The following is a 23,771-nucleotide window of genomic DNA, read 5'->3' as shown; positions in this document are numbered from 1 at the left end:
CCAACGGGAACTGGATGCTACGGCTTCGCCCACAGCATGGACTTCCACGCTGATGGGTGAAGGTCGGGCCGAGCGGCGTGGGGCCGGGTTCCTCGGCACCGATCCCGTCGTGGGGCTCCACGAACTTCGATACGACGTTGGCGGTTACGCCGGACGTCACTCGCTGTCGGACTCCAGGGAGGGGCCTTGACGGCGGCCGTCATAACCAAGCCGGCCCGCTCTTGATCCACCGCAGCCGGACCCGCTCCTAGCCGTTCAGGCTCCCAACGCCTGTGGCTCGTCCCGATGTTGATGTCGGCGCAGCTGCTGGATCTTGTGGGCTTCATCGGCGCTGGGCAGGCACCTGCCGCAGACCTTCGAGCTCGGAGGCGATGCTGTGATCCATGTCGCCGATCAGATGGCCGTGGCCTGCTTCGGCTTTTCGAGGATGCTTGTGATGAGTTCTTCGGTTTGCGGCAGCATATCGACGTCGAGGCGTCGGTTGACGGCCTGGAGGGCGTCGATGGCGTGGAAGATGCCTGCGCGGTTGCCGGCTTGGTGTTCCACGGTGATCCAGTCCTGGTAGAGGAGTTCGGCGGTGTCGTCGGCGTCGAGGCCGGTGGCGATGGCGCGGCGTGCGGCGTCGAGGTCGGGGTGGTGTGCTTCGCGGTGCCACGTTGCGACGGTGTGGGCGGTGTCGGTGATCCGGGAGGTGATCTGCTGGACCTGGCAGGTGGCCCAGGCGTGGGTTCCCCCGGACAGCGGGCGGCCGCGTACCAGGGCGAGGGCTGCTTCGAGATCGGCGATGCCCGTCGTCGGGCCTTTGCGGAGGCCGGATTCGGTGAGTTGCCGGAACTGGTCCCAGTCGCAGCGGACGGATGTGCTGAGGCGGTAGCCGGTGTTGCGGTCGCGGGGGAGGTGGGGATTTCCGTCCGCGTCGGTGCCGAGGCGTTTGCGGAGTTCGGAAATGCGGACTTGGAGGGTGTTCTTCGACCAGGGGGATGCTGGGTCCATGGCGTTGCAGAGTTCGTCTGCGCTGCGGCCGGGCTTGAAGTAGATCAGTGCGGCGAGCGAGGCGAGTTTGGGTCCGTGGCCGGAGGATTCGATCCCGGTGACGGTCACAGGACCGAGTACTGAAGGTGGCGCCGCAGCATTCGATGACCGGTTACGCGAGGTCGAAGTTCGACATCTGGGCCAAGCACGGACACTGCACCACCCGCCAGGCCGTACTCGCCCGCGATGGCAAGGGAGTTGTCGACAAGCCGGGAAGCTGTCAGCCTGCCAAGGGATCGTGGTACAGCCCCTACGACGGCACCACCATCACCACCGTCTCCCAGGCCACCATCGACCATCTTGTTCCCCTGGCGGCGGCGTGGAGAGCCGGGGCCGACAAGTGCACAGCTGACCAGCGGAGGGACTTCGGCAACGACTTGAAGGACCCGCAGCTGATCATCGCCTCCGAGCCCTCCAACAGCGCCAAGGGCGACTCCGGCCCCGACAGGTGGAAGCCGCAGAACAAGGCGTTCTGGTGCACGTACGCCGAGGACTACACGCACGTGAAGGCGAAGTGGAAGCTTACCACCACGACGGCTGAGAAGAAGGCCCTCGGGAACATGCTCGACACCTGCAGCTGACCGGCGCCGACGTGGCACCCTCTCGAAGTAGTAACGCACGGGCGGTCCATTCAACGGGCACCCCATTCCAGACCCGACCCCGCGCAGATGCCCCGGCTGGAGGAGATCTGCTCCAACCTGCTCGACCGGTTCCAGGAAGCCAAGGAACAGGGGTGGCAAGGCGAGGTCGCGGCGATCGAGGCCAGCATCGCCGCCGCCGAGCAGAAGCTCGCCACCATGCGCGACCTCGCGGCTCGGCACAGGACCGTCCACCTCGGCATGCCCGACTTCCGCACCAGCGCCGGCCGACTCACAGAGACCCAGGACGGCGACTGAGTGCCATCCGACCGCGGCCTCTTCGCGCCCGGCCGACCAGTGGTCTCAGACACGGGGCTGCGAGACCTCGATGACTTCCGCAATGCCAACGGCAGGTCGGGCCTCGTGCATGGTGATCACGTCACCGGGCTTCAGATGCTGCCACTGCTCGGGCTGCAGGGGAGCCAGGCGAACATCGGCTGTCTCTCCCGGACCGAGCTGCGTCGCGAACTCCACCCAGAGCCGCGCGATGTTCAGATCCTGCTGTCCGGCTGCGGTGCGGTGACCGATGTCCCACTGAGGCCTGAGCCGGCCGTCGCCTGAGAAGGCGCTCTGGCGTCCGCCCTCCTCCGCACCCAGCAGGGTCAGGGTCGCACGGATCGTGCCGTGCTGGACCTCCCAGCCCCGCCACTCGCACCAACGGCGGCTGCGCTCGAGCATCATCTGCCGAGCAGCCTCAGAGAGCATCTCCCAGAAGGTGACGGAAGCCGGGTGGACATCCGCGATCTCGATGAGGACATCGAGCGCCATCTCCCATTCCTGGCGCTCGATGTCCTCGCGAACATCTCCGACCGTCTGGCCGTTCTCTGCCACCGCGCCTGCGGGCAGGAGATCGGTGGCTCGCCGCAGGAGTGTGAACGCGTCATCCATGTGCTGGATTGTCGCCCGGTCTCGGGCGCCTTGTCACAGGTGACTACGTAAGACGCAGCGGCGCGACACGCCCGGACACTCCGAAGCTCCGAAACGTCTGACCGCGGGTGTTCACGAGTGGCGTGGGCCTGCAGCGTCGCGAGTGTGTCGGAGATCACTCCCCATCTGCTTGTTGATCGTTTCCCGAACCGTGCTTGCGGGAGGCTCGGAGTTCTAAGCCCCGGGCGAGCCTTCCCACGCCGTGCTGGGTAAGGCTGTGTCAGCGCTGGCGCCTGCTGGACGGCAGGGGGCGACCTGGAACCAGGCGACGGCCAGTGCGGACGGTAGGAACCCGGGGCCATGCGCCGGGTCGACAGGCGTTGAAGCGTGGTCCGACGCACGTCCGGCAGGCGACAGTTCAGCCGGGCGTCGAGTGCGGCCCAGTTCCCCAGTCAGCGACGCTTCCAGAAGCGGCTCAGGGGCCGCTCAAGTCTGCCGGATGCTTGAGTCGCGCCGGGGTTCCAGGCGCGTCATCCTGGTAAACGAGTGGTGGCGCTCCAGCCGATCCGGTCAGCCTGCGCCGTAGAGCGGATGAGGGCTCAACATACGCTGCGGTGAGCCCGGACCCCCCGATCAGGCCATCACGTCTGACGATTACTAAGCAGCTTTGGTGAAGTCTGCTGCTGATCCCTGGATGCGATCGCATTCTGCCCGCCCCTCCTTCAGAGGCGACACTTGAGTAGAACATGTCTATTTGATCGTCTCGGTTACGGTTGTGCTGATCCAGCTGTCTGATGAAGTGTGGTTGTCATGCCGAAGAGCCTCCCCTGGCTGTCGCGCCTTGCGTGGACAGAGTTCCTGGCGCCCTGGTTCTTCCCGATCAGCCTTGACGGCACCAGGGAACACAAGCGGTGGGATCCCAGACGCCTCCTGCTGCTCGTCGGCAGCCCCGTGGCTGTGCTCTGGGCCCTTGCCCCGAACAACAGCGCCACATGGTGGACCCGATTCCTGACCGCCCTCGCCGGTGTGGTCGGCATGACCGTTCTCATGCTCGCGTTCGTCGGATACCGCAGACTCGCCGCACCACCCACGGCCCCGAATGACTCCGAGGAGCACAGCTCATCCTGAGCGGGGATCGCCCTCCAGACGGGCACGGAGAGGTGCACCACCATTCCCTCTCCGTACGGCCTCGCCGAGGACCTGGGGACCAAAAAGGATCAGCACTCGACTTCGTCGTAGCCGCTTAGGTCCCAAATTGGGAGCTGACAGAGACGACAGACCCCGCGGCCAGCTACGACTGTGAGGATGATCAGGTACCGCTTCGGGCGGCGGCCTGACCCGAGCTACGACTGGCATCGATGCCTTGGCGTTGGTCTGCCGGCCACTGTCCGCCCTGCGACAACAGGGCCTCCTGGACTGCTTGCTGGCGTAGACACCCTTCGAGCTACCAAGAGGCCCTGCTTTCATGCCAGGCATCTGCCGGAGTCATCCGACCGAGACTCCCGCTCGACCGGCACCGCTCGAGATCGGAAGGCCAAGCCACTGAGTATTGCCAAGCGCTGTTTGCCCCGATCGTGCCAGGATGCTCGGCATGTCTGCTCGTGCACTGAGCTTCGGCGCGATCGCGGAAGCCTACGAAAGGTTCCGGCCGGGGTATCCCGAAGAGCTCTTCGACTTGGTGATGACGTACGCGGGCCGACCGGTTCGGACGGCCCTGGAGATCGGTGCGGGGACAGGCAAAGCAACCCGCCTGTTCGCTGAGCACGGGGTCACGGTCACGGCGACGGAGCCCGACGCCGCCATGCTCGCTGAGCTGAACAAGACCGTGTCCGAGAACGTGACGACCGTGCGGGTCGCGTTCGAGGACTTGCGGCCAGGTGAAACCTATGGGTTGGTCTATGCGGCGGCAGCCCTGCATTGGACACGCCCGGAGGATCGGTGGTCACGAGTGGCCGCGCTGCTGGAGCCGGAGGGTGTGTTCGCCTCGTTCGGTGGCCCGGTTCAGGTGGCTGACCCAACTGTCGAGGATTCTGTGCGCGCGGCACGGGCGCCGTTCCTGGAAACCGATGAGGTTCCGTCTCCCGACGGGACTGCTCCGGATGGCGACAGCAGGCGTACGACGCGATCACGCGGGTCCTGCCCGAGACAGTCGAGATCGCCGCCGACATCATTGTTCATCTCGCGCGTCGGCGACCCGAGTAGGGGCGACGGTCCTCCTTGGGGACCACGGCGAGCCCCACCCGACGGCCTGCGCCGAGACGGCCATGTACGCCGCCTTCTCATGCCCGGCACCCACCGCGATCACCCGATACTGAGACTCCCGCTCGAGCGACACCGCTCGAGACCGGAACAACAACAGCCACTGACGGTGGAAGGCAGGGATGTCACGGCTCACCGCACCACGAGCTGAGCCAGGACTTCCACCTCCCCCGGCTTCTGCCTGGCCGCATCCCCTTGAGCCATCACCATCGGCCCACCAGGTGTGATCTTCACTTGTCGCCTGGTGACCGCTATCTGGCTTGATCTGGGCGGCAGTTGTCGTTTGGGATCTTTGGCGATCACCTTCTGCGATCTTGTGCGGGCTCCCCTACGGTGTGGGCGGGGTTCTGGCTGCTCTGGGGCCGGATCCCAGATGCTGCCAAGGACGATCGCAAGGGCTGGCAATGACGTCACTGTTCGGCCTGCTGGACGAGGAAGAGACCGCTGCTCGGGGAGAGCTGACGGGCTTGCGCGAGAAGATGGCAGCCCTGAGCGAGAAGGTTTTGCAGGTGGAGGAGCGCCTGGCTCATCTGGCGATCACTCGCGCGACGCTCGCTTCCCTGGGGGCCACTGGCGCTGAAGGCAGTGCCAGTGACCCGCGCCCGGGGCCTTCAGACGGCAGCCCCACCGGTGACGAGACCGGGCACGACGCCAGCGGGCCGGGGTCCGACGAGGCCGCCGGCTCTGCGGATGAGGATTCGGGGTCAGCGCCCCAGGAGTTGTCGCTGGAAGTGGCCCGTGAGCGGATTCTGGCTCTGCTCGCGCAGAGGGGCAGGTCGGTGAAGTTGCAGCACCTGGTGTCGGCGATCGGCGAGAAGCGGGTGGAGACGACGCGCTCGCGGCTGAAGGCCATGGCGAAGCAGGGGCTGGTGGTCGAGGACCCTGTGGCCTGGTTCGCGCTCAAGCCTCCCGTTGCCGCTGAAACTCCGGAGGAGGCCCGGGTGGTCTGACGAGGCGTCCGCCGGGTGCGGCTTCGGCCCGCTGCGGCGGATGAGGCTGGCACCGCCGAGATCTGACCTCGGCGGTGCCGGTTGCTTGAGTCCCTACCAAGGTGGCTCTCGCATGTCCTGACACTAGTGGAGATCATCCCGGTGTTGGGTGCGGAGCCGCGAAATCGTCATGCCCGGTCGCAGCCGTGCGATTCCGGGCACGAATCGAGGCTCATTGTTTGCTTCTCCGAGCACGAACGGGCCCGTCCGGCCACAACGGCAAACCGGTGAAGGCGGCCAGCCGGGCGACGGTCGCCACGTCCGGCCAGGATTTCCCGGCGAGCAGATCAGCGATGGCCTGCCGGTTGACTCCGGAGCCGACAGCCACCGCACGCAGGCTCAGCCCCCGGTCCCGCATCGCCCGCGCGAGACGGCGGGCGATCTGGCGCACGGTTTCGGCCCCGGCATCCGGGCTGGGCGCCTCGGGCCAGGCTTCCGGATCATCGGTCATCTCCCGCGGGGGGTGTGCGCGGGCGCGTCCGCCGACCATGCGCGCACCGTCCTCTCTGTCGAAGTCGATCAATCTCCGGACGGCTGCTTGTCCAGCCGCTATTCGTGGACCGTGATCCTTGATCCACAGACTTCTGCGAAGATCGCCCGCTACCGGCCGCGCATGGCCCCGCCCGTCTGGGAGGAGGTCGCGCCGCTGGTGAGATCGGTGGTGGCCGCCACGGTGAGCGCGGTTCCCTACGAAGTGGAACGACTGCTGCACGTCACCGCGTCCCTGGCCGTCTGGGCCGTCAAGGCCGGACATCCTCTGGATCCGGATGCCTGGCTGCGGAACGAGGTCATCGACGCGTACGTGCTCTCGCGCGCTGCCGGTCTGGAGCCGTCGTCGGTGCGGACCTACCGCACGTGGCTGCTGCGGGTGCGGGACGCGCTGGCCTGGAGCGAGCGCGGCGAGGCCGCCCCGGCACGTCTGCACGCCGAGCCCGCGTCCCATCCTCCCTATGAGCGGGCCGACCTGTCGGGCCTGAAGCACTGGGCGGAGCATCTGCGCGGCCAGCAACGCAGCGACGCTCAGGCGCTGTTGGGTCTCGGGGCAGGATACGGGCTCCAGCCCCGAGAGGTCGCCGCCACCCTCGGGAGTCATCTTCAGCGCCGCGGTGACGCAGACGGTCCGTTGGTGCACACCGGCGTCACGCGCGAGTATCCGCTGGCCGCCCGGTCCGGCTGGGAGGAGATCCTCGAGGAGCTGGCCTGGCAAGCCGGGCGGGGTTACCTGTTCCGTCCTGGCCGCACGGTCGGGTACGCCAAGAACCTGATCGGCTCCTGGTCGCTCGTGCACCAGCCCCCGGAGGGTCTGCCGCGAGTGTCGGTGGGGCGGCTGCGGGCCACGTGGATCGTGCAACTGATGGCCACCGGGCTCGGCCACGATCTGATCGCCAAGGCCGCGGGTCTCGCCTCGGCCGCCTCGCTGGCCCGCTACCAGCATCACGTGCCGCCCCTCGACGACGACACCGCAGCCCGGCTTCTGCGGGGCGCCAGGCCGTGACCGTCCCCCGTTCCTGGCGGGACAGTAAGAAGATCAGGCATGCCGGCCCCGTCCGGTCACCGACGCACCCTCCGAGATACCCGATTCCAAGGTCGGCCAGCTCGATGCACTCCTGCACGACAGCGGAGTGCTCGGCCTCATCGATGCCGAACTGGCCGGCCGTCCCGGGCCGGAGGGGCTGCCGGTGCGGACGGTGCTGGTGGGCCTGCTGCTGTCCCTGCACTACCACCAGAGCGCGACACTGGCCGATGCCTGCCGGGTCCTGCTCGACGAGCTCCGCCCCACCGCACGGGGCTGGCTCGGCGTCGCGGAGGGGGACCGGCGCGACTCGCACTTCCGGATCGCGTTCTCCCGCCGCGTCTACCGCGCCTTGGACCGGCTGACCAGCGCGCTCGACCCGCACCGGTGCGACCGGCGCCGCCATCTGCCCGCCGACGAAGCCGCCGAGCACGCCGCGGCCTGGGAGGACGAGGACGCGGAGCACCTCCGGCGACGCCAGCTTCTGCAGGAGATCAGCGATCGGCTGGTCCTGGTCACTGTCCGCCTGGCCCGCAAGCGCGGCCTGTTCAAGGGCTGGAAGGGCGACATCGGCATCGACACCACGCCGGTCCCCGCCTGGCACGACGAGCCACAGACCCACAAGGGCCTGGCCTCCATCGAGATCACGGCCGGATGGCACTACTGCGCGGGCTCCACCGAGGGAATCTTCGGTCACAGCGCGACCCTGCTCGTCGCCGGCAGCCGTCGCCATCCAGCAGGCCATCCACGCGCGGGCCATCGGATCACCGAGCATCCTCAACTCGCCCTGGGGCTGGTGCTGGACAGTCCTGGCAAACGCCTCGGCCCCAACGCTATCCACGCTCTGGGGGCCCTGGCCCCGTTCGGTTTTCCGGCCGGGGTTCTGGCCGTCGACCGCGCCTACACCGACCAGACCACCCCTCACTTCGCCGAGCCTGCCCGCCGCCTGGGCTACCGTCTCGTCCTCGACTACAAACGAGCACAACGCGGTGTCCAGGGCAGCGCGCCCTCCGGAGCCCTCCTGGTCGACGGCTCCCTCGCCTGCCCTGCCATGCCGACCCGCTTCGCGCACGCCACCACGGGCCTGGACGACGGCGCTGTCCGCGACATGGACGCTCAGCTCGCCGAGCTCATCGCCCAGCGTCAGCCTTTCTTCCTCAAAACCAAGCAGGCCGCCGACGCACGCGGCACCATCCGGCTTCAGTGCCCCGCAGCCGGGCCCTCGCCCTCGGTCAACTGCCCCCGCTTCCAGTACGTCCACGGCACCGCCAGCGCACAGCCGAAGACCGTGGACCTCACCAACATCCGGGCAACTTCCGCTCACACGGCGGCCAAACCCACCGTTCCGATCCCCACAGCCGAGCGTCTGCGTCCCCCTCCGGAGGATGAACTGCCGCGGATCTGCCGGAAGCCGACCATCACCCTCCACCCAGGCGGCCTCGGCCCGCACGACAAATTCCGGCAGGACTTCCACTACCTCGGCCCGGCCTGGCACGACGCCTACAAACCCATCCGGGCCAACAACGAAGGGCTCAACGGGCGCGCCAAGAGCCACCGCGTCGACATCGGCAACCCCAGGAAACGCCTCGCCCACGGACGCGTCGCCCAGACCATCCTCGTCGCCCTGATGATCTGCACTCTCAACCTGCAGATCCTCCACGACTGGCACCTGACCACCGGCACCACACCCACACCGGAAACCGCCAGCAGCGACCCCGGCAACGGCAACCCCGCCATGACGACCGCACCCGCCAACACCGGGATCCCGCCACCGTGATGAGCACCACACCGCACGATCAACGAAGAGCACCCCGCACGACCGCAGCGGTCCACCCGCCCAGCGGCGACACCGGCATGCCCTCCGCACCCGGAATCACCCCCGAACTCGCCTCACAGCCAGCCCAGCCACCACCCACCAGAGCCGCCGAGTTCGCAAACCACCTCGAACAAACCCCAGAAACGCCAAGATCCCGCCCGATCAATCAGATCAGACGGGATCTCGTCAACTCTCCCCGAGCTAACTCGAGAACAGTCGGACCGCTACCCTCAGGGACTCAAACTGCGCTCGGCCCTGTCGGACGGTCAGCTGGGCTGGTTCGGATAGGACCAGCTCGTCCTCCCTCAGCCTCATGCTCAACGCCGTGGTGCTCTGGACGGCCGCCGCCGTCGCCGAGCTGTGCGCCCAGGACCACGAGATCCGGGACGAGGACGTCGCCCGGCTCTCGCCGCTCAAGCACAAAACCTCAACGCCCTGGGCCGCTACTGGCGGGTCTTCTAGCTCGCGGGGACGCGCATGGCATCCCGCACCTGGGCAGTGGTCTTCGCGAGCGCTTCAAGGCCGACGGGGGAGGGGGCGTCGGGGATGGTCACGGTTACTACGGTGCTGTGGTCGGACCAGTCGCACACCGGTATCGATACCGCCTGTGTCTGGCCGGGCCGGGTGTAGGCGAACTCCTCGCAGCTGACGGCCTCTTGGACGCCGGGAGGCGTGAAGTCCTTGGCCGGCGTGGTGACCTCCACGCCCGGGTTCTCGTTCATCCCCCGGAACATGCTCCGCATGGCGGTCTTGGGGTCGTCGATGGTGCCGTACATGCCCGCGGCCTGGAGCGTTCCGGAAGCGCCGGAGGCATCCGTGTACTGACCGCCCGCCCCGTGCATGTTGTGCTCGTTCGGACCCTCATGCTCGGAGCTGAGCCCGTCCTCCATGGTGTGAGTCATGTCGTTGTCCAGCGTGTACCGGCCTCCCAGCAGGGTGCGCGGCACCGTCAGCTTGTAGCGCTGCGCGGCGGGGGAGGCCGGAGCGCCGGAGGTGCTGTTATCCGAGTGTCCGGAGGCGCCGGCTGCCGCATGAGAACCTCCGTCACTGTGGCTGTGGTTCACGGTGGAGTTCACGTACCGCCCCAGGGCCCCCAGGACAACGACCGTCACCCCGCAGACCATCAGTATCTTCGAGCCACGACCGCGCTGGGGCTGTGCCGGAGGCGGCCCCCACCCCTGTTGCGGGTAGGCCTGTTGCGGGTATCCCCACGGCTGCTGCTGCGGCGCATAGGGCGGGGCCGGGGGCCGCGGCGGCTGCTCGGGCGGCGGCATGGTCATCTTTCGGATTCCCCCTCATGCAGGACGGTCAGGCTCACGCCAACCCGTGGCGTGATCATGTAAATACCGTACGCCAGTACGACGCCGACGGGGTGAACGTGCGCACTCATCCCGTCCGAGTGGACGGGTGCCCGGGGGAAGGGCTTTGCGGTCCCGTGTCCGTCGTTCGAACAATATCGAACAGGCTGAGGTATTGCCTCAGCCGTCATGGCTGAATCTGATTTCCCGTTCCCCGACGAGCTGCGCGCAGCGCAGCGCGAACTGCACCAGGTCCGCGCCGAACTGACCGCCCTGCTCAGACAGCTTCCGTGGTCGGTGGAGGCGCACGACGGCTACACGCGGCCGGAAGGCCACTGGTACCCCGTCCAGCACCCGCCCACGTCCAGCTGGACCGAGGAGCAGCAGCAGACCGTCAGCGCGCTGCGCGAGCGCGAGCGGAACCTGGCGGCCGACATCGTGTGCCACCCCCACTGGGCCGCATACGCCAGCACGGGGAGGACGGTCGCGGCCCGCTCGGCGCTCAAGCACATCGACGACGAGGACAGCGCCGCCAGCAGCGAGGAACGCGCGGACAGCGGGCACGGCTTCTCCACGGCCGCGTAGCAGGACCGGCTGCGGTGGAGGAGCACGGCGAGCACGGCCTGAGTGGCGACAGCCAGGTCCCGGAGCAGGCGCCGGGCCCGCCCGTGTGGATCAGACTGCCGGACGGACAGGAAATCGTCGGCCGACTCAAAGGACGCTGGCAGAGCGCCGACGGCCGCTGGTGGTACGACGTAACGCTGCCGCTGTGGTCGCGCACCAGTTCATCGCGGGACGCGATCTGTGCGAGCCCTCCGACGTCCATTTCACTGTCCCGTCCACCCACGTCGAGCCACTGGAGGGCACCTCCTACCGAGGCGTGCCCATCCGCCGGCACCTCAAAGCAATCGCCCGCGCCCGGACCGGCCGCAGCCACCCTGCCCCACCGCCGACACCGCAACCGGCTGCACCGGCCTCCGGCGCCAGCCAAGCGCCCGACGCCCCCGCAGCAGACACCGACCGCTGGAAGATCCAGCAGATGCGCCGCGCCTACGACTCCACCGGCCCGCGCCGCACCGTCGTCCACCACCAGGACTGTTGGATGGAGCGGGGGCCGGCGGACCTCACCACCGAGCAAGCCGTCGAGGCCCTGCGCAGGCCAGGCGCCGAACCGTGCGAGGCGTGCGGAGCCGGACGGCTGCAGACCTGACGCGACAGGAGGGACGGTGCTTCGCCCGTCGAACTCGCGGCGCATCCAGGCTGGAACAGGCATGTCCCGAGTGAAGGCGGTCCTCCTCCGCCAGCGCCTCATCCACGCAGCTGGGCCGGCGCGTGCTGGGGCGGCACGAGCGGCACGTCCCGGTTGCCGAGCGGGGTGTGGGACGGGTAGCGGGTGCAGTCGGCGTGCGCGGCAACCTGGAGTCGGTCACCGGGGTAGGCCTCCAGCCTGACGGTGATGTCGGTGCGGGGAGGCGTGAGGGTCAGCCGCAGGCGCTGACGGGAGTGCTCGTAGGCGGTGACGGTCCAGCCCCGCTGAGTCAGGGCGTGGCGCGCCCGCTCCAGAGCGGACTCGGCCTGAGCGGGAGAGACACCCTTGAGCGCCCAGGTGTCGTAGATCATGACCGTGTGCGGCTCGCTCGGCGGGCTGTCGCTGAGCTGGTCGCCCCAGTGGCGCAGGCCCCGGCGGTAGCAGCTGGAGCCGTCGGCATCCAGGCCACGGCCAGGCCAGGTCGTGTCCAGTTCGGCCCGGGGCAGGCCGAGTACGTCGTAGACCACCTGCGTGCGGCTGTCGACCTGCCGAGCTGTCGCGGCCGGGTCCGCCACAGGGTAAGGGGCACCGGCCCAGAGCCGTGCGCACCACCAGGCACCCGCCACCATGCCCGAGACCAGCCCCGCGACCGACACGGCAATGGCTATCCGACGCAAGGGGTGCTGTCGTTCTGTCATGTGCGTATCCTGCTGCCCGCAGCAGGATACGCACATGAGTACGCATACTCAGCCGCTGCCTCGCGGGCGGAAGGAAATGAGGGAACTTCACCCATGCCGCGCGCGGCGGCCCGACGGGGCGTTTCCCGCTCACGCGCCGGGGTGTTCGTCCACTCCTCGTCCCAGACCACGGTCCAGCGGCCGTTGCCGCCGCGGCGCAGGACCCGCGTGACGCCGACCCCTCCTCGCGTAGTCCGGCCGCCAACCGGATCGCCTCGTCGTCGCCGAGCACCAGGTTGCTGGTGACCGGGCGGTTGCCGTCCAGAAAGCTGTAGAGCCAACGGCGCCCGAAACCCGGGTCCTTCGTGTTCATCAAGACCTCCGTGAGTGTGGTGTCCGACCGGAGAGCCGGCACACCATCCATCGTCTGCGGAGGGCTTTTCAGAGTGTTACTGAGCCTGAACTCGTGGTGTCGTAGTGGCTGACAGGTCTTGATCCCTGCGATAGGTCAGAAGCATGCGGTACGCGCAGGGTGTTGGCGAGCGCCTTGGCGAAGGGGTCCGCCGCGGCGTTCAACGCTGCGTCGTGGACGAACTCCGCCAGCGTCACGCCGCGCTCCGCTGCGGCGCGTACGACCTGCCCGCGTTCCTGCGGCCCGAAGCCGACGGACAGCTCCTCGTCGGGATCCATGCACCGACAGTAGCAGCGCCCCGCCGCACAAGGGGAGTTGTCCGCACCCGGGCTACCGGATCGGGGGACCGCTCTCCCACGCGATGCGCAGGTCGATCTCGTGATCGTCCGGGCACGACTGCCCGTCGACGGGGCAGAACGTCTTCGGATCCGCCCACCAGCCCGGCCACATCGCCTCGGCCTGCTCCACGCACATCGTGCACAGCATCTCGGTGTTCACACCGACGGCCTCCCCTTCCGCCCCGCAGAACGCCGTGCGCCAGGACAGGGCGCGGCAGCACACCAGGTGCATGATCTCGTCGGGGTTGGTGTCCAGCTTCATGTACGGCTCGGTCCGCGTACCCGTGGCGGTGGCGTGCTGGTCTGGGAGAGAAGACGACATCCGCCAGACGATATGCCAGCAAGCCGGACATCTGCGAACCGATTCCCCTTCGGGCGGTCGGACCGGCGGCGGGCCGAGTTCACCAGTGGCGTCGTCGTGCGCTTCGCCGCACCTGCTCAGGGTTTGGCCGATGACTCCGGCACTCCGCTGTGGGGCTGATCCGTCCAGGCCGTTCGGCGGCGGATGATCGCGCTCTTGGCTGTCTCCATGGCGGGGCCGAACTCACCGCTCATCGGGGCAGGCAGACAGAGACTCTCGCCGGTCATCAGGTCCAGCCGGATCCGGTAGAGAGGGCCTGCCTTGCGGCCGAAGAGCTCGTCGATTCCGCTGTCCACGTCGATGTACTTGATGTCACCCCAGGCGATGAACCGCCGCCGCAGAGGGGTCCTGATGCGTATGCCGCCGGCCTCGATGTACGTGCGCCCGGCGAAGAAGTAGCACCCGGTGAGGGAGAGCGCCGCGGTCAGGAAGAGCCCGGTGGACACGAAGCCCAGCCCCCTGCCGCGCGGCGACTCATGGAAGCGCCGGGCGAACTCCTCCCAGCCCATGCCGGCCGTGATGAAGCACGGGAAGGCCACACCGGTGAGGAGAAAAACGGCGGCGGTCAGCCAGAACCACCGACGGGGCACGGCATGAAAATCGATCCTTTGCACGCCTCTACCCTACGTTTCGGGTAAATCGTGACACCGCGGCCACATGTCGCTAAAGGCGCATGGCGCGGGACAGCGGCGCGGCTCGGCCGGGGGAGGTGTCCGCGCCGTGCGGCATGGCGGCCGGGAGCTGACGGGCTTGGGCGAGGTGTTCACCCGCCGGTCACCGAGCGGGCCTGAGACTTCCCGGTCCTCGGCGGCACGCTGCGCGAGCGGTGGGCCGCTATCGCCCCAGGCCGGGCCGGGCACGTCGCCGCAGTCGGTTTCGACGCGGAGAGCGGGCAGCTGACGCTGTGTCCGGAGTCGGCGGCCTGGGCGGCCGAGGCCCGCCTGGAGCAGGCCCGCATCATCCGCGACGCGAACCACGCCGCGGGCAGGCCGGCCGTCCGCGCGCTCCGCATCCTGGCCTCCGGTCCCGCTCGCCGCGCTCGAGCCCGGCGAGTGGCCCCGCGAGACGGCTGCCGACACCATCGTGACCGCAGTCCTTGGAGGCGGCCTGTTACCTTGATCTGCTCATGATCGATGTGGTGGAGGTATGACGTGCGGAAGGCAGCGCGGATCACGGGTATGGCCTTTGCGGCCATGATGCTGGCAGCGGGATGCGCCAGCGGCTCGCACGACGGCGGAGCCAAGGCGGGCGGCACGAGCGCCGATGCGAGCGCCAAGCCCTCGGCGAGCAGCACCTCCGCTAGCAGTGCCAGCCGTGCACCGTACGGTATGTGGTATCACCAGGAGGGTAGTGAGATCTTCCGGGTGAGCTTCTTCTACGACCATGTCATAGCCGACTCACCGAAGGGTGTATGCAGTGGCCAGGGGAAGGCTTCCGGCCCCACCACCACTTTCGCCCTCAAGTGCCCTACCAGTGACAATCCTCGCGCCAAGGGCGCCGCGACCCTCGAAGACGACGGCAAGGCCCTGACCGTGCGTTGGGACGGCGGCATCACCGAGACGTACGGCAGGAACCTCAAGGTCGAAACACCGAAGATCGATATACCCGAGATCAAGGTCTCGCTGCCGCCGACAGGCTGATGCGCCCGGCGCCGTAGCGCGGCCGAGAGCTCGCCCGAGGTGATGCTCAGGCCGCAGGGCCCGGGTGACCCCGGTGACGCCGCGGACACCGGGCTCGTTGATCAGCACGGTGCGGAGCCGCCCGTGGGTACGCGGCCACGCACCCCTTGCCGGTCTCCGTCCACTGCATATGGGGGCAGGGACGGAGCCGACGAGGCCGGGACCAGCGGCCCGGGTCACCAGGGTGAGGTCGAAAGCATCCAAAGTGCGGCGGAGCGGGACGCCGAGCGCAGGCAGTCCGCCGTGACCTCCTGGACGCGGTGGCCAGCGTGCACACTCCTGCCGCAGGACGGTACGTGCAGGCACCGGACCGATGCGCCGATGCCGGCCGGGAGCCCGCGCTCTTCCTCGCCGGCGGCATCACCGACTGCCCGGACTGGCAGACGCGGGCGGCCGTGCAGCTGTGCGCCGCCGGGGTGCCGGCGACCGTCTTCAACCCGCGGCAAGCCGTCTTCCCCGAGGGGGACCCGGCGACCGCCGCCCGGGAGCAGACCGCCTGGGAGTACGAGCACCTGGCCCGAGCCGACGTGATCTTGTTCTGGTTCTGCGCGGAGAGCATCCAGCCGATCGCCCTGTACGAACTCGGCGCCCACGCCGCGCGCGGCGCCACGATCGCGGTCGGCGCGCACCCCGACTACGCCAGCCACTTGGACATCGTCGAACAGCTCCGGCACGCACGCCCCGACGTTGAGGTCCATGCCTCCCTGACCACAACGGTGCGGGCTGCGGCCGCGGCCCTCGCCACGCACTCCGGAGTCCTGTCCGGGGGCTGAGCCGGGGGAGGGCGTCCGGCATGGGCACAGACTTCGACGAAGGCCCGGACCACACCGAGCGCGTTGTTGTCGCCCTCGCGTGGTCTCCCGGTACGCCGGCCTGCTGCACCCACTGCGTTCTGCCCGAGCCGTTGAAGACGGATGGCCTCGGAAAACGCAGATGACGTTGTTGGGTTTACCGCCGTACGGTGTTCGCCATGGTTGCACCGACTGTTGGGCTGGGGCGCGCGGTACGGGGGGTGAAGGTGTACTCCCGGCAGACGCTCAGCGCGTGCGTGCCGACGTACGGACGGGTGGAACTGGACTTCGAGCCGGTACCCGAGGGCGCGATGTCGACCTGCGAGTTCGCCTGCACCGCGCACCCGGAACCGGCCCCCGAATTCCAACAGGCCCTCGCGCAGGGTGTGCTGCGAGAGCTGGCGGCCGAGGATACCCAGGACCCGGAAGCCCGCCGAGGCGCCCCGGTGAATGCGCGCGTCATCGTACGAGCCCTGTCCTGGCACTGGACCGAATCCTGCGAGAACGTGTTCATCCGCCTGGGAGCCCTCGCCGTACGGGAGGCGCTGCAATGCGCGGCGGAAGACCGGGAGCCGCAGCTGATCGAGACACGCGTCAGGCTGTTCTTCTGAGCGGCGGCGAGCTGCCCAGTGTCGACACCTGCTGGTCGAAGCGGCCGTACAGCGGCACGGCGTCCAGCGGGTCGGCCTTCCGCGCGGGGCAAGTCCCGCAGGACGGCCTTCATGGTCACCCGGCGCTGGGCTGGTTGCCCTGGCCGAAGCGCGGAGCATCGGCGGGAGACAGGTTAGCGCGGAGGCGAACCCACCTCACGGGGTGCCGCCATTTCCCGCGGTCGGCCGCGGCGTCGGCGCTGACCTCAGCGACCAGCTCGGGCGTGGCCAGGGCAACGGCCAGCGGCTCCCGGTTCCCCCGCGATGCGGTGAAGCGCCGCCCTGTCCAGGGATGCGCGGGCGGGCCCGGCTCGAGGACCTCGCATCCGGCGCTGCGACCGCCTTGGCCGAACTGCTGGACGACCGGGTGCGGGTGCTGGGCCCCGACCACCCCGACACCCTCAACACCCGCCACAACCTTGCCCGGTGGCGGGGGAAGGCAGGGGATTCAGCTGTTCAGCAATCGCCACCGATTCCTGAACAAGATCAGTAAGTGGCCGTTGCGGACCTACCGCGGCCCGGAACGCGTCCGAGAAACGATGTCAAAAATCGGCGGTGCTCAAGACAACCGGCACCGTCAACGTAACGGTGGGCCGAACCACACAGGCCAGGGGCTACTTCGTTGTTTTTTCGACGAGTTCCACCGGAACCCCAAGGACCACCGAGTTGAGCACCGCGACCTTGTTCCGCTCGAACACCCGGCTGCACGAGGCCGCGCTGACGGTCTGCGGCCGCCGTAAGGACAAGACGAAGGCCTGCGCCCCTGCCTCCGCAAGGCCGACGCCGCCCTGCACCTGGCCGCCGGAACCGCCCTGAACACCGCGCTCCTGCCGCAGATCGCGGACATCATCTGAGGCTCCGTCAACGACGAGGCATGCGGCGACTGCTGGGACAAGGCCACGGGACTGCTGCTCCAGCTGCGCCCGTGAAAGTCGAACGGGCGTCCAGGAAGCGTTTTCGGCCTCTCAGTCCTTTCCGGGGCCGCTGACCTGCGAGGATTCCAGGTAGCCCCCAGATGAACCGGTTGGGGCCGGCCGCCATTTGACGGTGCCCGGTCCCGACTCTTGAGCGGCCCGCCATCAAGCGGGCCCGGATAGGAAATACCGTGCAACCACCTCACTTCTCTGTGACCGTCTGGTGGGTTGTCGCCATCGCGGTGACCGTCTTCTTCCTGGTCTTCATGGTCACGCTGATGCCGACGCCCAAGGGCAAGAGGTCGGTGTGCGTCGTGCCTGTGGCAGGAGCGGCTTATGTTGTGGCGGACGCCGTGGCTCCGGGCGGGTCGTTGGACACCTCACTGCCCGCGTATGCCGTCGGCCTGTTCGCGATACCCATGATGTTCGTCGGGCACCGGAAGAGGGTGCGGTGGGCGGCACTGGACGGTGAACGCAACGGCGAGATGCCCGGGAACAGGAAGTTCGGCGCGCTGATGGCCGTGCAGGTGGTTGTTGTCGTCCTGACTGCCTATGCGCTGGGCTTCTGGCTCATCATGTGACTGCGTCGCGGGCCCATGGCGGAAACTCCAGTTCAAAGAAAGGGCGGAGGGAACAGCCGCCGCTCAGTTTGCCCCGCTGCCACGGCGAAGGCCACGGTGCCCTGTCCGGCGCCCGCTACCCGGCGACGGGCCGGTATCACTGGGCAAGTCCGCAGCTGATGGGCGAGCAGAGCCGCAGCAGCTCGTTGCGGTGCTGCTTGCTCAACACCTGAAGACGCCGGTCGCCGTCGACCCCCAGTGCCTTGAGGATCTTGGCCCCGCCCGCTGGGCTAGTGCCCGGCAGTGCCTCCACCAGGCGACGCAGCCGCGTCATGGCCACGACGCGGTCCTGGCGGGCGAGGACGGCGTCAATCTTCACCCGGCCCGACTTCAGGTCGCTCAGCAACTGCGCGCGCTCCCGCCGGACCGCGCCGGCTTTCTCCAGCGCACGCCGTCGCTCCTCCGCCGACAGCGGCGGCGGCGCCACCGGCGGAGCAGGCCGACGTCTGCGCCGCACCCCGACGATCTCCTCCGGGGCGGGCGCGGTGAGCTGCCCGATCCGGGTCGGCATCGCCAGCAGACGGCTCGTCAGCGCGTGGTGCGCCGCCCACAAAGTGCGGAAGGTGCAAGGCAGGTACGGATGCCGGGCAGGCTCGCCGAACCGCGGCCGCCCGGGCCCGGTGGTGATCCACAATGCCGTGACTTCCCCGCCTTCCAGCTCGGAGGTCAGCCGTGAGTGCCTGTCCAGCCACCGTCTGGCTGTGCGCACGGCCAGGTCATCGAGCGGGTACGGCTTTCCCCCGAGCACGACGGTCGGGATGTCGGCCTCGAGGTCCAGGTCCGTCACGAGGACGGCGGCGAGCTGCGATACGGGACGGCCGGTGGAGAAACGCATCGCGGCCAGGGCGCTCGTCCGTTCCCACACCGCGGTGGTCGTGGCCGGCGGCCGAGTGTCCGCCAGCTCGGTCACGATACGTCGGCTCTCCTCGACGGGGAGCCCCTTGCGGTCGGGCCACTCGACCGGCAGGCGCTGCGGCATGCGCAGATGCTGGGCGAAGGCATTGAACGTCGCGCGCCGAGCAGCCTGGGACGCCTCGGCCGCCTCGGGTCCTCCCGGCCGTCGGCGCTGCCGTGTGTATCCCTTCCCCGCGGCCTGCAGCCACACCTCGGCGTAGTCCAGGTCGATCAGGTCACCCGCCTGGATCCGCTCCTCGGGCAGTTCCAGTACCTCGGTGAGGAACTTCAGGAAATCGTTCAGGTAGCAGGCGCGCTGGTTGTAGGTGTCCGCCGGTCCGGGCGCCAGCTTCTTCAGCAGTGCCGCGATCTCTATGCGAGCCGGTCGGGTCGGCGCGTCCATGGCGCCACAGCCTACGGCCCGGCCTGGCGGTCGCCGGAACTCGCGGTGCGTGGCCCCGATGCCCACCCCGGGAAGTATCCGCCGCACCCCCCGGCTGAAAAGCGAGCTGCGGCCGCGGAAGCCGCCGGCATCGACCTGATCGAAGACGCCGCCGAACACCTCCCGGACCTCGCCGAGGCCGCCGCCAAGGCCGACGCCCGAAAGAAGGCCGCGGCCCCCTACGTCGATCGGGCCTGCGCCGAACTCTTCCGCCACCAAGGGTGGAAGCTGGACCAGCTCGGCGAGGCGACGAATAGGCACCCGGAGAACATCCGCAAGCGCATCAAGGCCTTGACCAAGTGACGGGAGCCGCCACACAGCGGCAAACCGGCGTGCCTCGTACGAGGGATCGGGCAGGAGTGGCGCGGCGCCGAGCGGACCCGCCGTTCGTACGCTCGTCGCATGGACGCGCCCAACCCGTTCGGCGAGTACCGCTGGACCCTGGCAGACCCTGACCAGGACCTGCTGGCGCAGCTGCCGCTCGCCGACCTGGTGCAGGGAGCGGTCAACGGCACGGTCGAGGAAGCCGATGCCCTTTTCGGGCAACAGCTCTTCGACGAGCTCGACCGCCGCGGCGACGAGACATGGTGGCAAGCCGTGCTGCTGTGCATGGAGTTCCTCGCCCGCAACCCCGTCAACGGCACCCACGGGCCTGCGGGAGCCGCCGCGCTGCGGCAGGCAGACAGCACCGCATCGTCGCCGGAGGCGCGGCTTGTGCTGCAGGCCGTGGCCGAGCACCGTACCGGCGGCGCCATCGCGGCCGCCCCGGTGTGGCAGGCCGCATCCCGGGCGCAGCGGGATGCGGCCGGGCGACGGTTGTTCGTCCTGACCTGCGGCACCGCCCACTCGGGAAGCGCGTTTCTGACGCCCACTCAGCTCATGGAACTCAGCCACAAACTCGTGGCAGAGGCCTGAATGCGCGCAGGAGTCCGCCTGGCCGATCTGCCCCGTGAGGAAAGCCGCCCGTACGTCAAGTGCCCCGCCTGCGGCCTGATCGGCGAACCAGGCTCCGTCGAGTGCCACCTCACCGCCGACCGTAGGCACGTGGACTGGGCCGAGCCGATGAAGGTGAGCTGCAGCTCCTGCTACACCTACTCCCTCATCACCCGCTCCGACATCGTGGACCGCGACGGTGAACACACCTGCTCCCGGTGCGGAGACCGAACCGCCTGCCCCGCCGGCGCCGACCGGGTCAGCTGCTGGGGCTGCGGCCTCTTCGCCCCCGGCCCGGCCTCCACCGGCGCTCGTGCCGCCTACCGACACGACGTCGAGCAGGCCGCCGCCCAGTGGGCCGCCGCCCGGATCCGCGCCGCCAAGGATGATGCGCGTGCCCGTGGAGCCCTGCGCCCAACTGGGCCTCCTGACCCTCCGTCTACTCCTCGTCCTCGACGTCGCCGATCGCGACCCGCAGGGCGTGCATGCTTTCGAGGACCTCGATGACGGACATCTCCGCACGGTCCACGTCCCGCCGGATGCCCGCGGTGTTGCCGCGCTCGGCACTCAGGTGGGCGCTGAGCATGTCCGCAGCCGCCACCACGCCCGCGGGACGGTAGCCGCTCCGCCCATGCGCCCCACCCCCGTGGCCGCGGCTGGCCCTGAACGCGGTTCACCCCCGTAGCAGAAGGGGCCTCACTCCAAGGTCGCCGGACCCGCACCTCTGATCAACGCCCTGCTCGCCGACGCGGAGATCGAAGCCGTCCGCCTGCCGTGAGTCGGCCGGAAGTGCCGGTTTGTGGCCTCGTCACGACCGTGACGAGGCCACAAACCGGTCGGCTGGCTGTCATACCGCCCCCACGCACCGGCCGTTCGCGGGGGCCGATGACACCTGGGCCGGCCGCCCAGGAGACAATTGGGGAGATCATGACGGAAACCGAGGCGCGAGGCATGCGATGAAGAAGACGATCCCCGCTTTCATCCTCTGCGCCACCCTGGCATTGACCGCCACGGGCTGCGACAGCCTGGAAGGCGGCCGGGCGACGCCGGCCGAACTCGCCGGGTCCTGGACCGGTCCCGGTGCAGCACAGCTCACCCTTCGCGAGGACGGCTCGCTCAGCGCGGTGAACTTCCCCACCGACTTCTCGGTTACGGACGACCGCCCTCTCGAACCGAGGTTTACCGGCAACGGCCAGTGGAGCCTGGAGAAGAAGCCCGTGTCCGGATTCGACCAGCAGATCGATATCACGCTCGGCGAGGTATTCGGTTCCAAGCAGGGCACGTACATGCGGATCGACGGCAAGGGAGGCCGGGACGGCATCTACCTCCCCATCAGCGAGGACTCCGCGGCCAAGTTCCGGTTCAAAAGGTCCGCCCCCTGACCCCTCTGAGCCGCAGGAACCAACGCCGACCTGGTGATATCCAGGAAGCACCCCGCAGCTTGTCATACTTTGTGCATGGAAATGCAGGCCATGGAGGACGCGCGGCGTTGGCTCGCCGAGCGAGGCGTTGTCGAGACCGGTGGCGGGTGGGGCAACGCCGAAGCGTCGGACCGGCTGCTCACCGCCAACGAGGTCGCGCACTCCTGGGCCGGCGAGGTGTTCGCCGACGAGGACCTGGACGTCGCCGAGCAGCTGCAGCTGGCCTTCGGGCTGCTGGACCTCCTCGACGACTACTGGGTGACGTGCGAGATCCGGTTCGCCGACCAAGGCCCGCAGGGCCCCCCTGCCCGCCGACGCGCTGTGGGACGGCTATCGCCAACGACTCGAAGCGGAGCGGGACGCCCAGGCCGTCACCTACTCACTCTGGACCGACTGGTTCGAGGACCACGACACCGCCGGAACGGCCTTCGCCGAGGTGCTCGGCAACGACATCGACCACATCGTGGCACAGGGAGCGGAAGCCCCACTCCGCCGCGCCGGCCGCGTGCTGGCCTGCTCGGGCCCCGTGTGCCCTGGCCCGTGAAGCAGAAGACGTACGACACCGCCGCGCAGCTCCCCGCACTGCACGGACCGCTGTTCAAGGGCCTGCTGGCCGGCTACCACGATGTCTACGGCGACCTCGAACCGACGGCCGCGCTGACCCTCCTCACCCGGCTGCAGCTCCCGGCGGACACCTCGCATCTCGCAGAACTCCGGTCAGTACTCACCGCAGGGCACGGCAACCATTACCGCAGCCCCCACGCGTGGGACGACGCTGCACGGACCCCGACACACTGAATCACGGCCCACCCCGGCCGAGGAGTCGCCAGGGTGCCGGTCATGAGCGCAGTTGGAGCAGCAGTCCCGTGGCCTTGTCCCAGCAGTCGCCGCATGCCTCGTCGTTGACGGAGCCGCAGATGATGTCCGCGATCTGCGGCAGGAGAGCCGTGTTCAGGGCGGGGGCCCGCGGCCAGGTGCAGGGCGGCGTCGGCCTTGCGCAGACAGGAGGCGCAGGCGGCCGTCTTGCCCTCGCGGGGGCCGCAGACCGTCAGCGCGGCCTCGCGCAGCCGGGTGTTCGAGCGGGACAGGGTCGCGGTGCTCACCTGGAGGTTCTCCTTGACGGCCCGGGCCTCCACCGGGATGCGGAGGCCTTCACCTTGTAAGGCGGGCGAGGGTGCGGATGTGCGACACCCCCGGGCATACGAGATGCGGGTGAGACGCATGAGGCAAGTGGGTCAGTACCGCGGCGTCCTACGAGCAGCTCGGCGCCCCACACGGGTTCGGCCAAGGTGAGCGAGATGCCCGCCATGATCATGGCGGGCATCTCGCTCACCTTGGCCGAACCCGCACCTCGCTCCACGAGGCACTCGACACCACCACCCCGGGCGGCCGCCTGGTCTTCCACGTCTTCGCCGCCCTCGCCGAGTTCATCCGCGAACTCCTCGTCCAGGGCACCAACGAAGGACTCGACGCCGCCCGCGCCCGCGGCGCCCGACTCGGCCGCCCGCCGGCCATGACCGAGGAGCAGATCCGGCACGCACGGGACCTGCTCACCCGCCCGGAGAACACCGTCACCTCGATCGCCAAGTTCCTCGGCGTCAGCCGGAACACGATCTACAAGTACGTACCCGAGCTGAAGGGCGGACGGATCGCGCTCGCCGCCGCCACGGCCGCACCAGGACTTCCCAGGCCCGCGCAACCGGCCGAGTAGCGCATCGCCGCAGGTCAGCCATATCCGTTGTTTTTGCGGCCGATGATCCGGCTACCCATCGTGAGGACGGTCGCCGCCGGGTGCAGCGCCTACGGCAGGGGGAGGGCGCGGCCCTTGGAAGCGTCCCAGCCGGTGCAGTGCGTCGTTTCCCGGTCGTCCAGTCGGGGGTGCCCGGTCCGCATGCTCACGCTTGCGCCTGCGTGTGCCCGGTGCACGGGCGGATTTTCTTGATCGCCTCGCGACTCGTCTCGTAGCCGCAGGTCAGGC

29 protein-coding genes and 2 pseudogenes are annotated in these 23,771 nt (G+C 69.0%); 21 read left to right on the top strand and 10 right to left on the bottom strand.

The window, feature by feature from the left end; genetic code table 11:
• Positions 1 to 393: 393 nt before the first annotated feature.
• The gene (locus HG542_RS20835) at positions 394 to 1,101 is read right to left on the bottom strand and encodes an AfsR/SARP family transcriptional regulator (protein WP_171083623.1); all 708 of its coding nucleotides are present in this window, start codon (positions 1,099 to 1,101) and stop codon (positions 394 to 396) included.
• A 17-nt stretch (positions 1,102 to 1,118) separates the two neighbouring features.
• Between HG542_RS20835 and HG542_RS20830 the strand changes: the two genes are divergently transcribed.
• On the top strand, positions 1,119 to 1,613 hold the full coding sequence (locus HG542_RS20830) for an HNH endonuclease family protein (protein WP_308699107.1): 495 nt from the start codon (positions 1,119 to 1,121) through the stop codon (positions 1,611 to 1,613).
• Positions 1,614 to 1,700: 87 nt separating this feature from the next.
• Complete coding sequence (locus tag HG542_RS20825) at positions 1,701 to 1,928, top strand: hypothetical protein (protein ID WP_171083622.1); 228 nt, start codon at positions 1,701 to 1,703, stop codon at positions 1,926 to 1,928.
• A 45-nt stretch (positions 1,929 to 1,973) separates the two neighbouring features.
• On the opposite strand, the gene HG542_RS20820 is transcribed toward HG542_RS20825, so the two are convergent.
• Entirely contained in the window at positions 1,974 to 2,558 is a 585-nt protein-coding gene (locus tag HG542_RS20820; protein ID WP_176606782.1) for a hypothetical protein, read from the bottom strand.
• A gap of 789 nt (positions 2,559 to 3,347) precedes the next feature.
• Between HG542_RS20820 and HG542_RS20815 the strand changes: the two genes are divergently transcribed.
• The 3 genes from HG542_RS20815 to HG542_RS20805 all read left to right on the top strand — a co-directional run bounded on the left by HG542_RS20815 (position 3,348) and on the right by HG542_RS20805 (position 5,746).
• Positions 3,348 to 3,665 (top strand): hypothetical protein, encoded by a 318-nt coding sequence (locus HG542_RS20815; RefSeq protein WP_171083620.1) that lies wholly within the window; start codon positions 3,348 to 3,350, stop codon positions 3,663 to 3,665.
• Positions 3,666 to 4,119: 454 nt separating this feature from the next.
• Positions 4,120 to 4,947 (top strand): class I SAM-dependent methyltransferase, encoded by an 828-nt coding sequence (locus tag HG542_RS20810; protein WP_306665325.1) that lies wholly within the window; start codon positions 4,120 to 4,122, stop codon positions 4,945 to 4,947.
• Between the two features lie 253 nt (positions 4,948 to 5,200).
• A complete protein-coding gene (locus HG542_RS20805; protein WP_171083618.1) occupies positions 5,201 to 5,746 on the top strand; it encodes a hypothetical protein in 546 nt (181 codons plus the stop codon).
• 211 nt (positions 5,747 to 5,957) lie between these two features.
• Here the strand turns inward: HG542_RS20805 and HG542_RS20800 are convergent, their stop codons facing one another.
• Positions 5,958 to 6,308, bottom strand: a complete 351-nt coding sequence (locus tag HG542_RS20800) for a helix-turn-helix domain-containing protein (protein ID WP_229922848.1) — start codon at positions 6,306 to 6,308, stop codon at positions 5,958 to 5,960.
• 39 nt (positions 6,309 to 6,347) lie between these two features.
• Here HG542_RS20800 and HG542_RS20795 point away from each other — a divergent pair, with 39 nt between their 5' ends.
• The 3 genes and pseudogenes from HG542_RS20795 to HG542_RS36070 form a co-directional block, all read left to right on the top strand.
• Positions 6,348 to 7,280 (top strand): hypothetical protein, encoded by a 933-nt coding sequence (locus HG542_RS20795; protein ID WP_171083616.1) that lies wholly within the window; start codon positions 6,348 to 6,350, stop codon positions 7,278 to 7,280.
• A 127-nt stretch (positions 7,281 to 7,407) separates the two neighbouring features.
• The gene (locus tag HG542_RS20790) at positions 7,408 to 9,075 is read left to right on the top strand and encodes a hypothetical protein (RefSeq protein WP_171083614.1); all 1,668 of its coding nucleotides are present in this window, start codon (positions 7,408 to 7,410) and stop codon (positions 9,073 to 9,075) included.
• Positions 9,076 to 9,415: 340 nt separating this feature from the next.
• A pseudogene (locus HG542_RS36070) lies at positions 9,416 to 9,561 on the top strand (Tn3 family transposase); the annotation flags it as partial.
• Between the two features lie 11 nt (positions 9,562 to 9,572).
• Here the strand turns inward: HG542_RS36070 and HG542_RS20785 are convergent.
• Positions 9,573 to 10,394, bottom strand: a complete 822-nt coding sequence (locus HG542_RS20785; RefSeq protein ID WP_171083613.1) for a hypothetical protein — start codon at positions 10,392 to 10,394, stop codon at positions 9,573 to 9,575.
• Between the two features lie 207 nt (positions 10,395 to 10,601).
• Between HG542_RS20785 and HG542_RS20780 the strand changes: the two genes are divergently transcribed.
• Both HG542_RS20780 and HG542_RS20775 read left to right on the top strand, forming a co-directional pair.
• Entirely contained in the window at positions 10,602 to 10,997 is a 396-nt protein-coding gene (locus tag HG542_RS20780) for a DUF8825 domain-containing protein (RefSeq protein ID WP_176606781.1), read from the top strand.
• A gap of 184 nt (positions 10,998 to 11,181) precedes the next feature.
• Positions 11,182 to 11,622, top strand: coding sequence for a DUF6233 domain-containing protein (locus tag HG542_RS20775; protein ID WP_171083611.1), 441 nt, complete (start codon positions 11,182 to 11,184; stop codon positions 11,620 to 11,622).
• Between the two features lie 98 nt (positions 11,623 to 11,720).
• On the opposite strand, the gene HG542_RS20770 is transcribed toward HG542_RS20775, so the two are convergent.
• The 4 genes from HG542_RS20770 to HG542_RS20755 form a co-directional block, all read right to left on the bottom strand.
• Entirely contained in the window at positions 11,721 to 12,359 is a 639-nt protein-coding gene (locus HG542_RS20770) for a hypothetical protein (protein WP_171083609.1), read from the bottom strand.
• 420 nt (positions 12,360 to 12,779) lie between these two features.
• Positions 12,780 to 13,028: a hypothetical protein gene (locus tag HG542_RS20765; protein ID WP_171083607.1), complete on the bottom strand. Its 249-nt coding sequence runs from the start codon at positions 13,026 to 13,028 to the stop codon at positions 12,780 to 12,782.
• A gap of 52 nt (positions 13,029 to 13,080) precedes the next feature.
• The gene (locus tag HG542_RS20760) at positions 13,081 to 13,410 is read right to left on the bottom strand and encodes a hypothetical protein (protein ID WP_171083605.1); all 330 of its coding nucleotides are present in this window, start codon (positions 13,408 to 13,410) and stop codon (positions 13,081 to 13,083) included.
• 116 nt (positions 13,411 to 13,526) lie between these two features.
• The gene (locus HG542_RS20755) at positions 13,527 to 14,039 is read right to left on the bottom strand and encodes a PH domain-containing protein (protein WP_171083602.1); all 513 of its coding nucleotides are present in this window, start codon (positions 14,037 to 14,039) and stop codon (positions 13,527 to 13,529) included.
• A 225-nt stretch (positions 14,040 to 14,264) separates the two neighbouring features.
• Here HG542_RS20755 and HG542_RS34405 point away from each other — a divergent pair, with 225 nt between their 5' ends.
• The 6 genes from HG542_RS34405 to HG542_RS20725 all read left to right on the top strand — a co-directional run bounded on the left by HG542_RS34405 (position 14,265) and on the right by HG542_RS20725 (position 18,064).
• A complete protein-coding gene (locus tag HG542_RS34405) occupies positions 14,265 to 14,579 on the top strand; it encodes a DciA family protein (protein ID WP_176606789.1) in 315 nt (104 codons plus the stop codon).
• 21 nt (positions 14,580 to 14,600) lie between these two features.
• Entirely contained in the window at positions 14,601 to 15,089 is a 489-nt protein-coding gene (locus tag HG542_RS20745; RefSeq protein ID WP_171083600.1) for a hypothetical protein, read from the top strand.
• A 335-nt stretch (positions 15,090 to 15,424) separates the two neighbouring features.
• A complete protein-coding gene (locus tag HG542_RS20740) occupies positions 15,425 to 15,901 on the top strand; it encodes a nucleoside 2-deoxyribosyltransferase domain-containing protein (RefSeq protein ID WP_171083597.1) in 477 nt (158 codons plus the stop codon).
• A gap of 197 nt (positions 15,902 to 16,098) precedes the next feature.
• Positions 16,099 to 16,530 carry a hypothetical protein gene (locus HG542_RS20735; RefSeq protein ID WP_171083595.1) on the top strand — a complete coding sequence of 144 codons (432 nt, stop codon included), beginning with the start codon at positions 16,099 to 16,101 and terminating at the stop codon, positions 16,528 to 16,530.
• A gap of 705 nt (positions 16,531 to 17,235) precedes the next feature.
• Positions 17,236 to 17,385, top strand: coding sequence for a hypothetical protein (locus tag HG542_RS20730; RefSeq protein ID WP_171083594.1), 150 nt, complete (start codon positions 17,236 to 17,238; stop codon positions 17,383 to 17,385).
• Positions 17,386 to 17,674: 289 nt separating this feature from the next.
• The gene (locus HG542_RS20725) at positions 17,675 to 18,064 is read left to right on the top strand and encodes a hypothetical protein (RefSeq protein WP_171083591.1); all 390 of its coding nucleotides are present in this window, start codon (positions 17,675 to 17,677) and stop codon (positions 18,062 to 18,064) included.
• Between the two features lie 136 nt (positions 18,065 to 18,200).
• Here HG542_RS20725 and mihF read toward each other — a convergent pair whose 3' ends face one another.
• Positions 18,201 to 19,400, bottom strand: a complete 1,200-nt coding sequence (gene mihF, locus HG542_RS20720) for an integration host factor, actinobacterial type (RefSeq protein WP_171083589.1) — start codon at positions 19,398 to 19,400, stop codon at positions 18,201 to 18,203.
• A 45-nt stretch (positions 19,401 to 19,445) separates the two neighbouring features.
• Between mihF and HG542_RS20715 the strand changes: the two genes are divergently transcribed.
• Complete coding sequence (locus tag HG542_RS20715; protein WP_171083587.1) at positions 19,446 to 19,742, top strand: hypothetical protein; 297 nt, start codon at positions 19,446 to 19,448, stop codon at positions 19,740 to 19,742.
• 99 nt (positions 19,743 to 19,841) lie between these two features.
• The gene (locus HG542_RS20710) at positions 19,842 to 20,354 is read left to right on the top strand and encodes a hypothetical protein (RefSeq protein WP_171083585.1); all 513 of its coding nucleotides are present in this window, start codon (positions 19,842 to 19,844) and stop codon (positions 20,352 to 20,354) included.
• A 457-nt stretch (positions 20,355 to 20,811) separates the two neighbouring features.
• On the opposite strand, the gene HG542_RS20705 is transcribed toward HG542_RS20710, so the two are convergent.
• Positions 20,812 to 20,976, bottom strand: coding sequence for a hypothetical protein (locus tag HG542_RS20705; protein ID WP_171083584.1), 165 nt, complete (start codon positions 20,974 to 20,976; stop codon positions 20,812 to 20,814).
• A gap of 352 nt (positions 20,977 to 21,328) precedes the next feature.
• Here HG542_RS20705 and HG542_RS20700 point away from each other — a divergent pair, with 352 nt between their 5' ends.
• The 3 genes and pseudogenes from HG542_RS20700 to HG542_RS20690 form a co-directional block, all read left to right on the top strand.
• Positions 21,329 to 21,754 (top strand): hypothetical protein, encoded by a 426-nt coding sequence (locus HG542_RS20700; RefSeq protein WP_171083582.1) that lies wholly within the window; start codon positions 21,329 to 21,331, stop codon positions 21,752 to 21,754.
• A 579-nt stretch (positions 21,755 to 22,333) separates the two neighbouring features.
• Entirely contained in the window at positions 22,334 to 22,591 is a 258-nt protein-coding gene (locus HG542_RS35275; RefSeq protein ID WP_229922847.1) for a hypothetical protein, read from the top strand.
• A 565-nt stretch (positions 22,592 to 23,156) separates the two neighbouring features.
• A pseudogene (locus HG542_RS20690) lies at positions 23,157 to 23,504 on the top strand (helix-turn-helix domain-containing protein); the annotation flags it as partial.
• Positions 23,505 to 23,771: the final 267 nt, after the last annotated feature.

It is taken from the genome of Streptomyces morookaense, assembly GCF_013030945.1.
Classification (GTDB): Bacteria; Actinomycetota; Actinomycetes; order Streptomycetales; family Streptomycetaceae; genus Streptomyces; species Streptomyces morookaensis.
The sequence above is the reverse complement of the archived record's forward strand: the minus strand, read 5'-3'. Positions and strand labels throughout refer to the sequence as shown.

Excerpts from the sequence above, each read along its gene's own strand:
- HG542_RS20785 (WP_171083613.1), bottom strand. The coding sequence starts at position 10,394 with ATGACCATGCCGCCGCCCGAGCAGCCGCCGCGGCCCCCGGCCCCGCCC.
- HG542_RS20805 (WP_171083618.1), top strand. The coding sequence starts at position 5,201 with ATGACGTCACTGTTCGGCCTGCTGGACGAGGAAGAGACCGCTGCTCGG.
- HG542_RS20780 (WP_176606781.1), top strand. The coding sequence starts at position 10,602 with ATGGCTGAATCTGATTTCCCGTTCCCCGACGAGCTGCGCGCAGCGCAG.
- HG542_RS20810 (WP_306665325.1), top strand. The coding sequence starts at position 4,120 with ATGCTCGGCATGTCTGCTCGTGCACTGAGCTTCGGCGCGATCGCGGAA.
- HG542_RS20710 (WP_171083585.1), top strand. The coding sequence starts at position 19,842 with ATGGACGCGCCCAACCCGTTCGGCGAGTACCGCTGGACCCTGGCAGAC.
- HG542_RS20820 (WP_176606782.1), bottom strand. The coding sequence starts at position 2,558 with ATGGATGACGCGTTCACACTCCTGCGGCGAGCCACCGATCTCCTGCCC.
- HG542_RS20700 (WP_171083582.1), top strand. The coding sequence starts at position 21,329 with ATGAAGAAGACGATCCCCGCTTTCATCCTCTGCGCCACCCTGGCATTG.
- HG542_RS20825 (WP_171083622.1), top strand. The coding sequence starts at position 1,701 with ATGCCCCGGCTGGAGGAGATCTGCTCCAACCTGCTCGACCGGTTCCAG.
- HG542_RS20815 (WP_171083620.1), top strand. The coding sequence starts at position 3,348 with ATGCCGAAGAGCCTCCCCTGGCTGTCGCGCCTTGCGTGGACAGAGTTC.
- HG542_RS20760 (WP_171083605.1), bottom strand. The coding sequence starts at position 13,410 with ATGTCGTCTTCTCTCCCAGACCAGCACGCCACCGCCACGGGTACGCGG.
- HG542_RS20765 (WP_171083607.1), bottom strand. The coding sequence starts at position 13,028 with ATGGATCCCGACGAGGAGCTGTCCGTCGGCTTCGGGCCGCAGGAACGC.
- HG542_RS20735 (WP_171083595.1), top strand. The coding sequence starts at position 16,099 with ATGGTTGCACCGACTGTTGGGCTGGGGCGCGCGGTACGGGGGGTGAAG.
- mihF (WP_171083589.1), bottom strand. The coding sequence starts at position 19,400 with ATGGACGCGCCGACCCGACCGGCTCGCATAGAGATCGCGGCACTGCTG.
- HG542_RS20770 (WP_171083609.1), bottom strand. The coding sequence starts at position 12,359 with ATGACAGAACGACAGCACCCCTTGCGTCGGATAGCCATTGCCGTGTCG.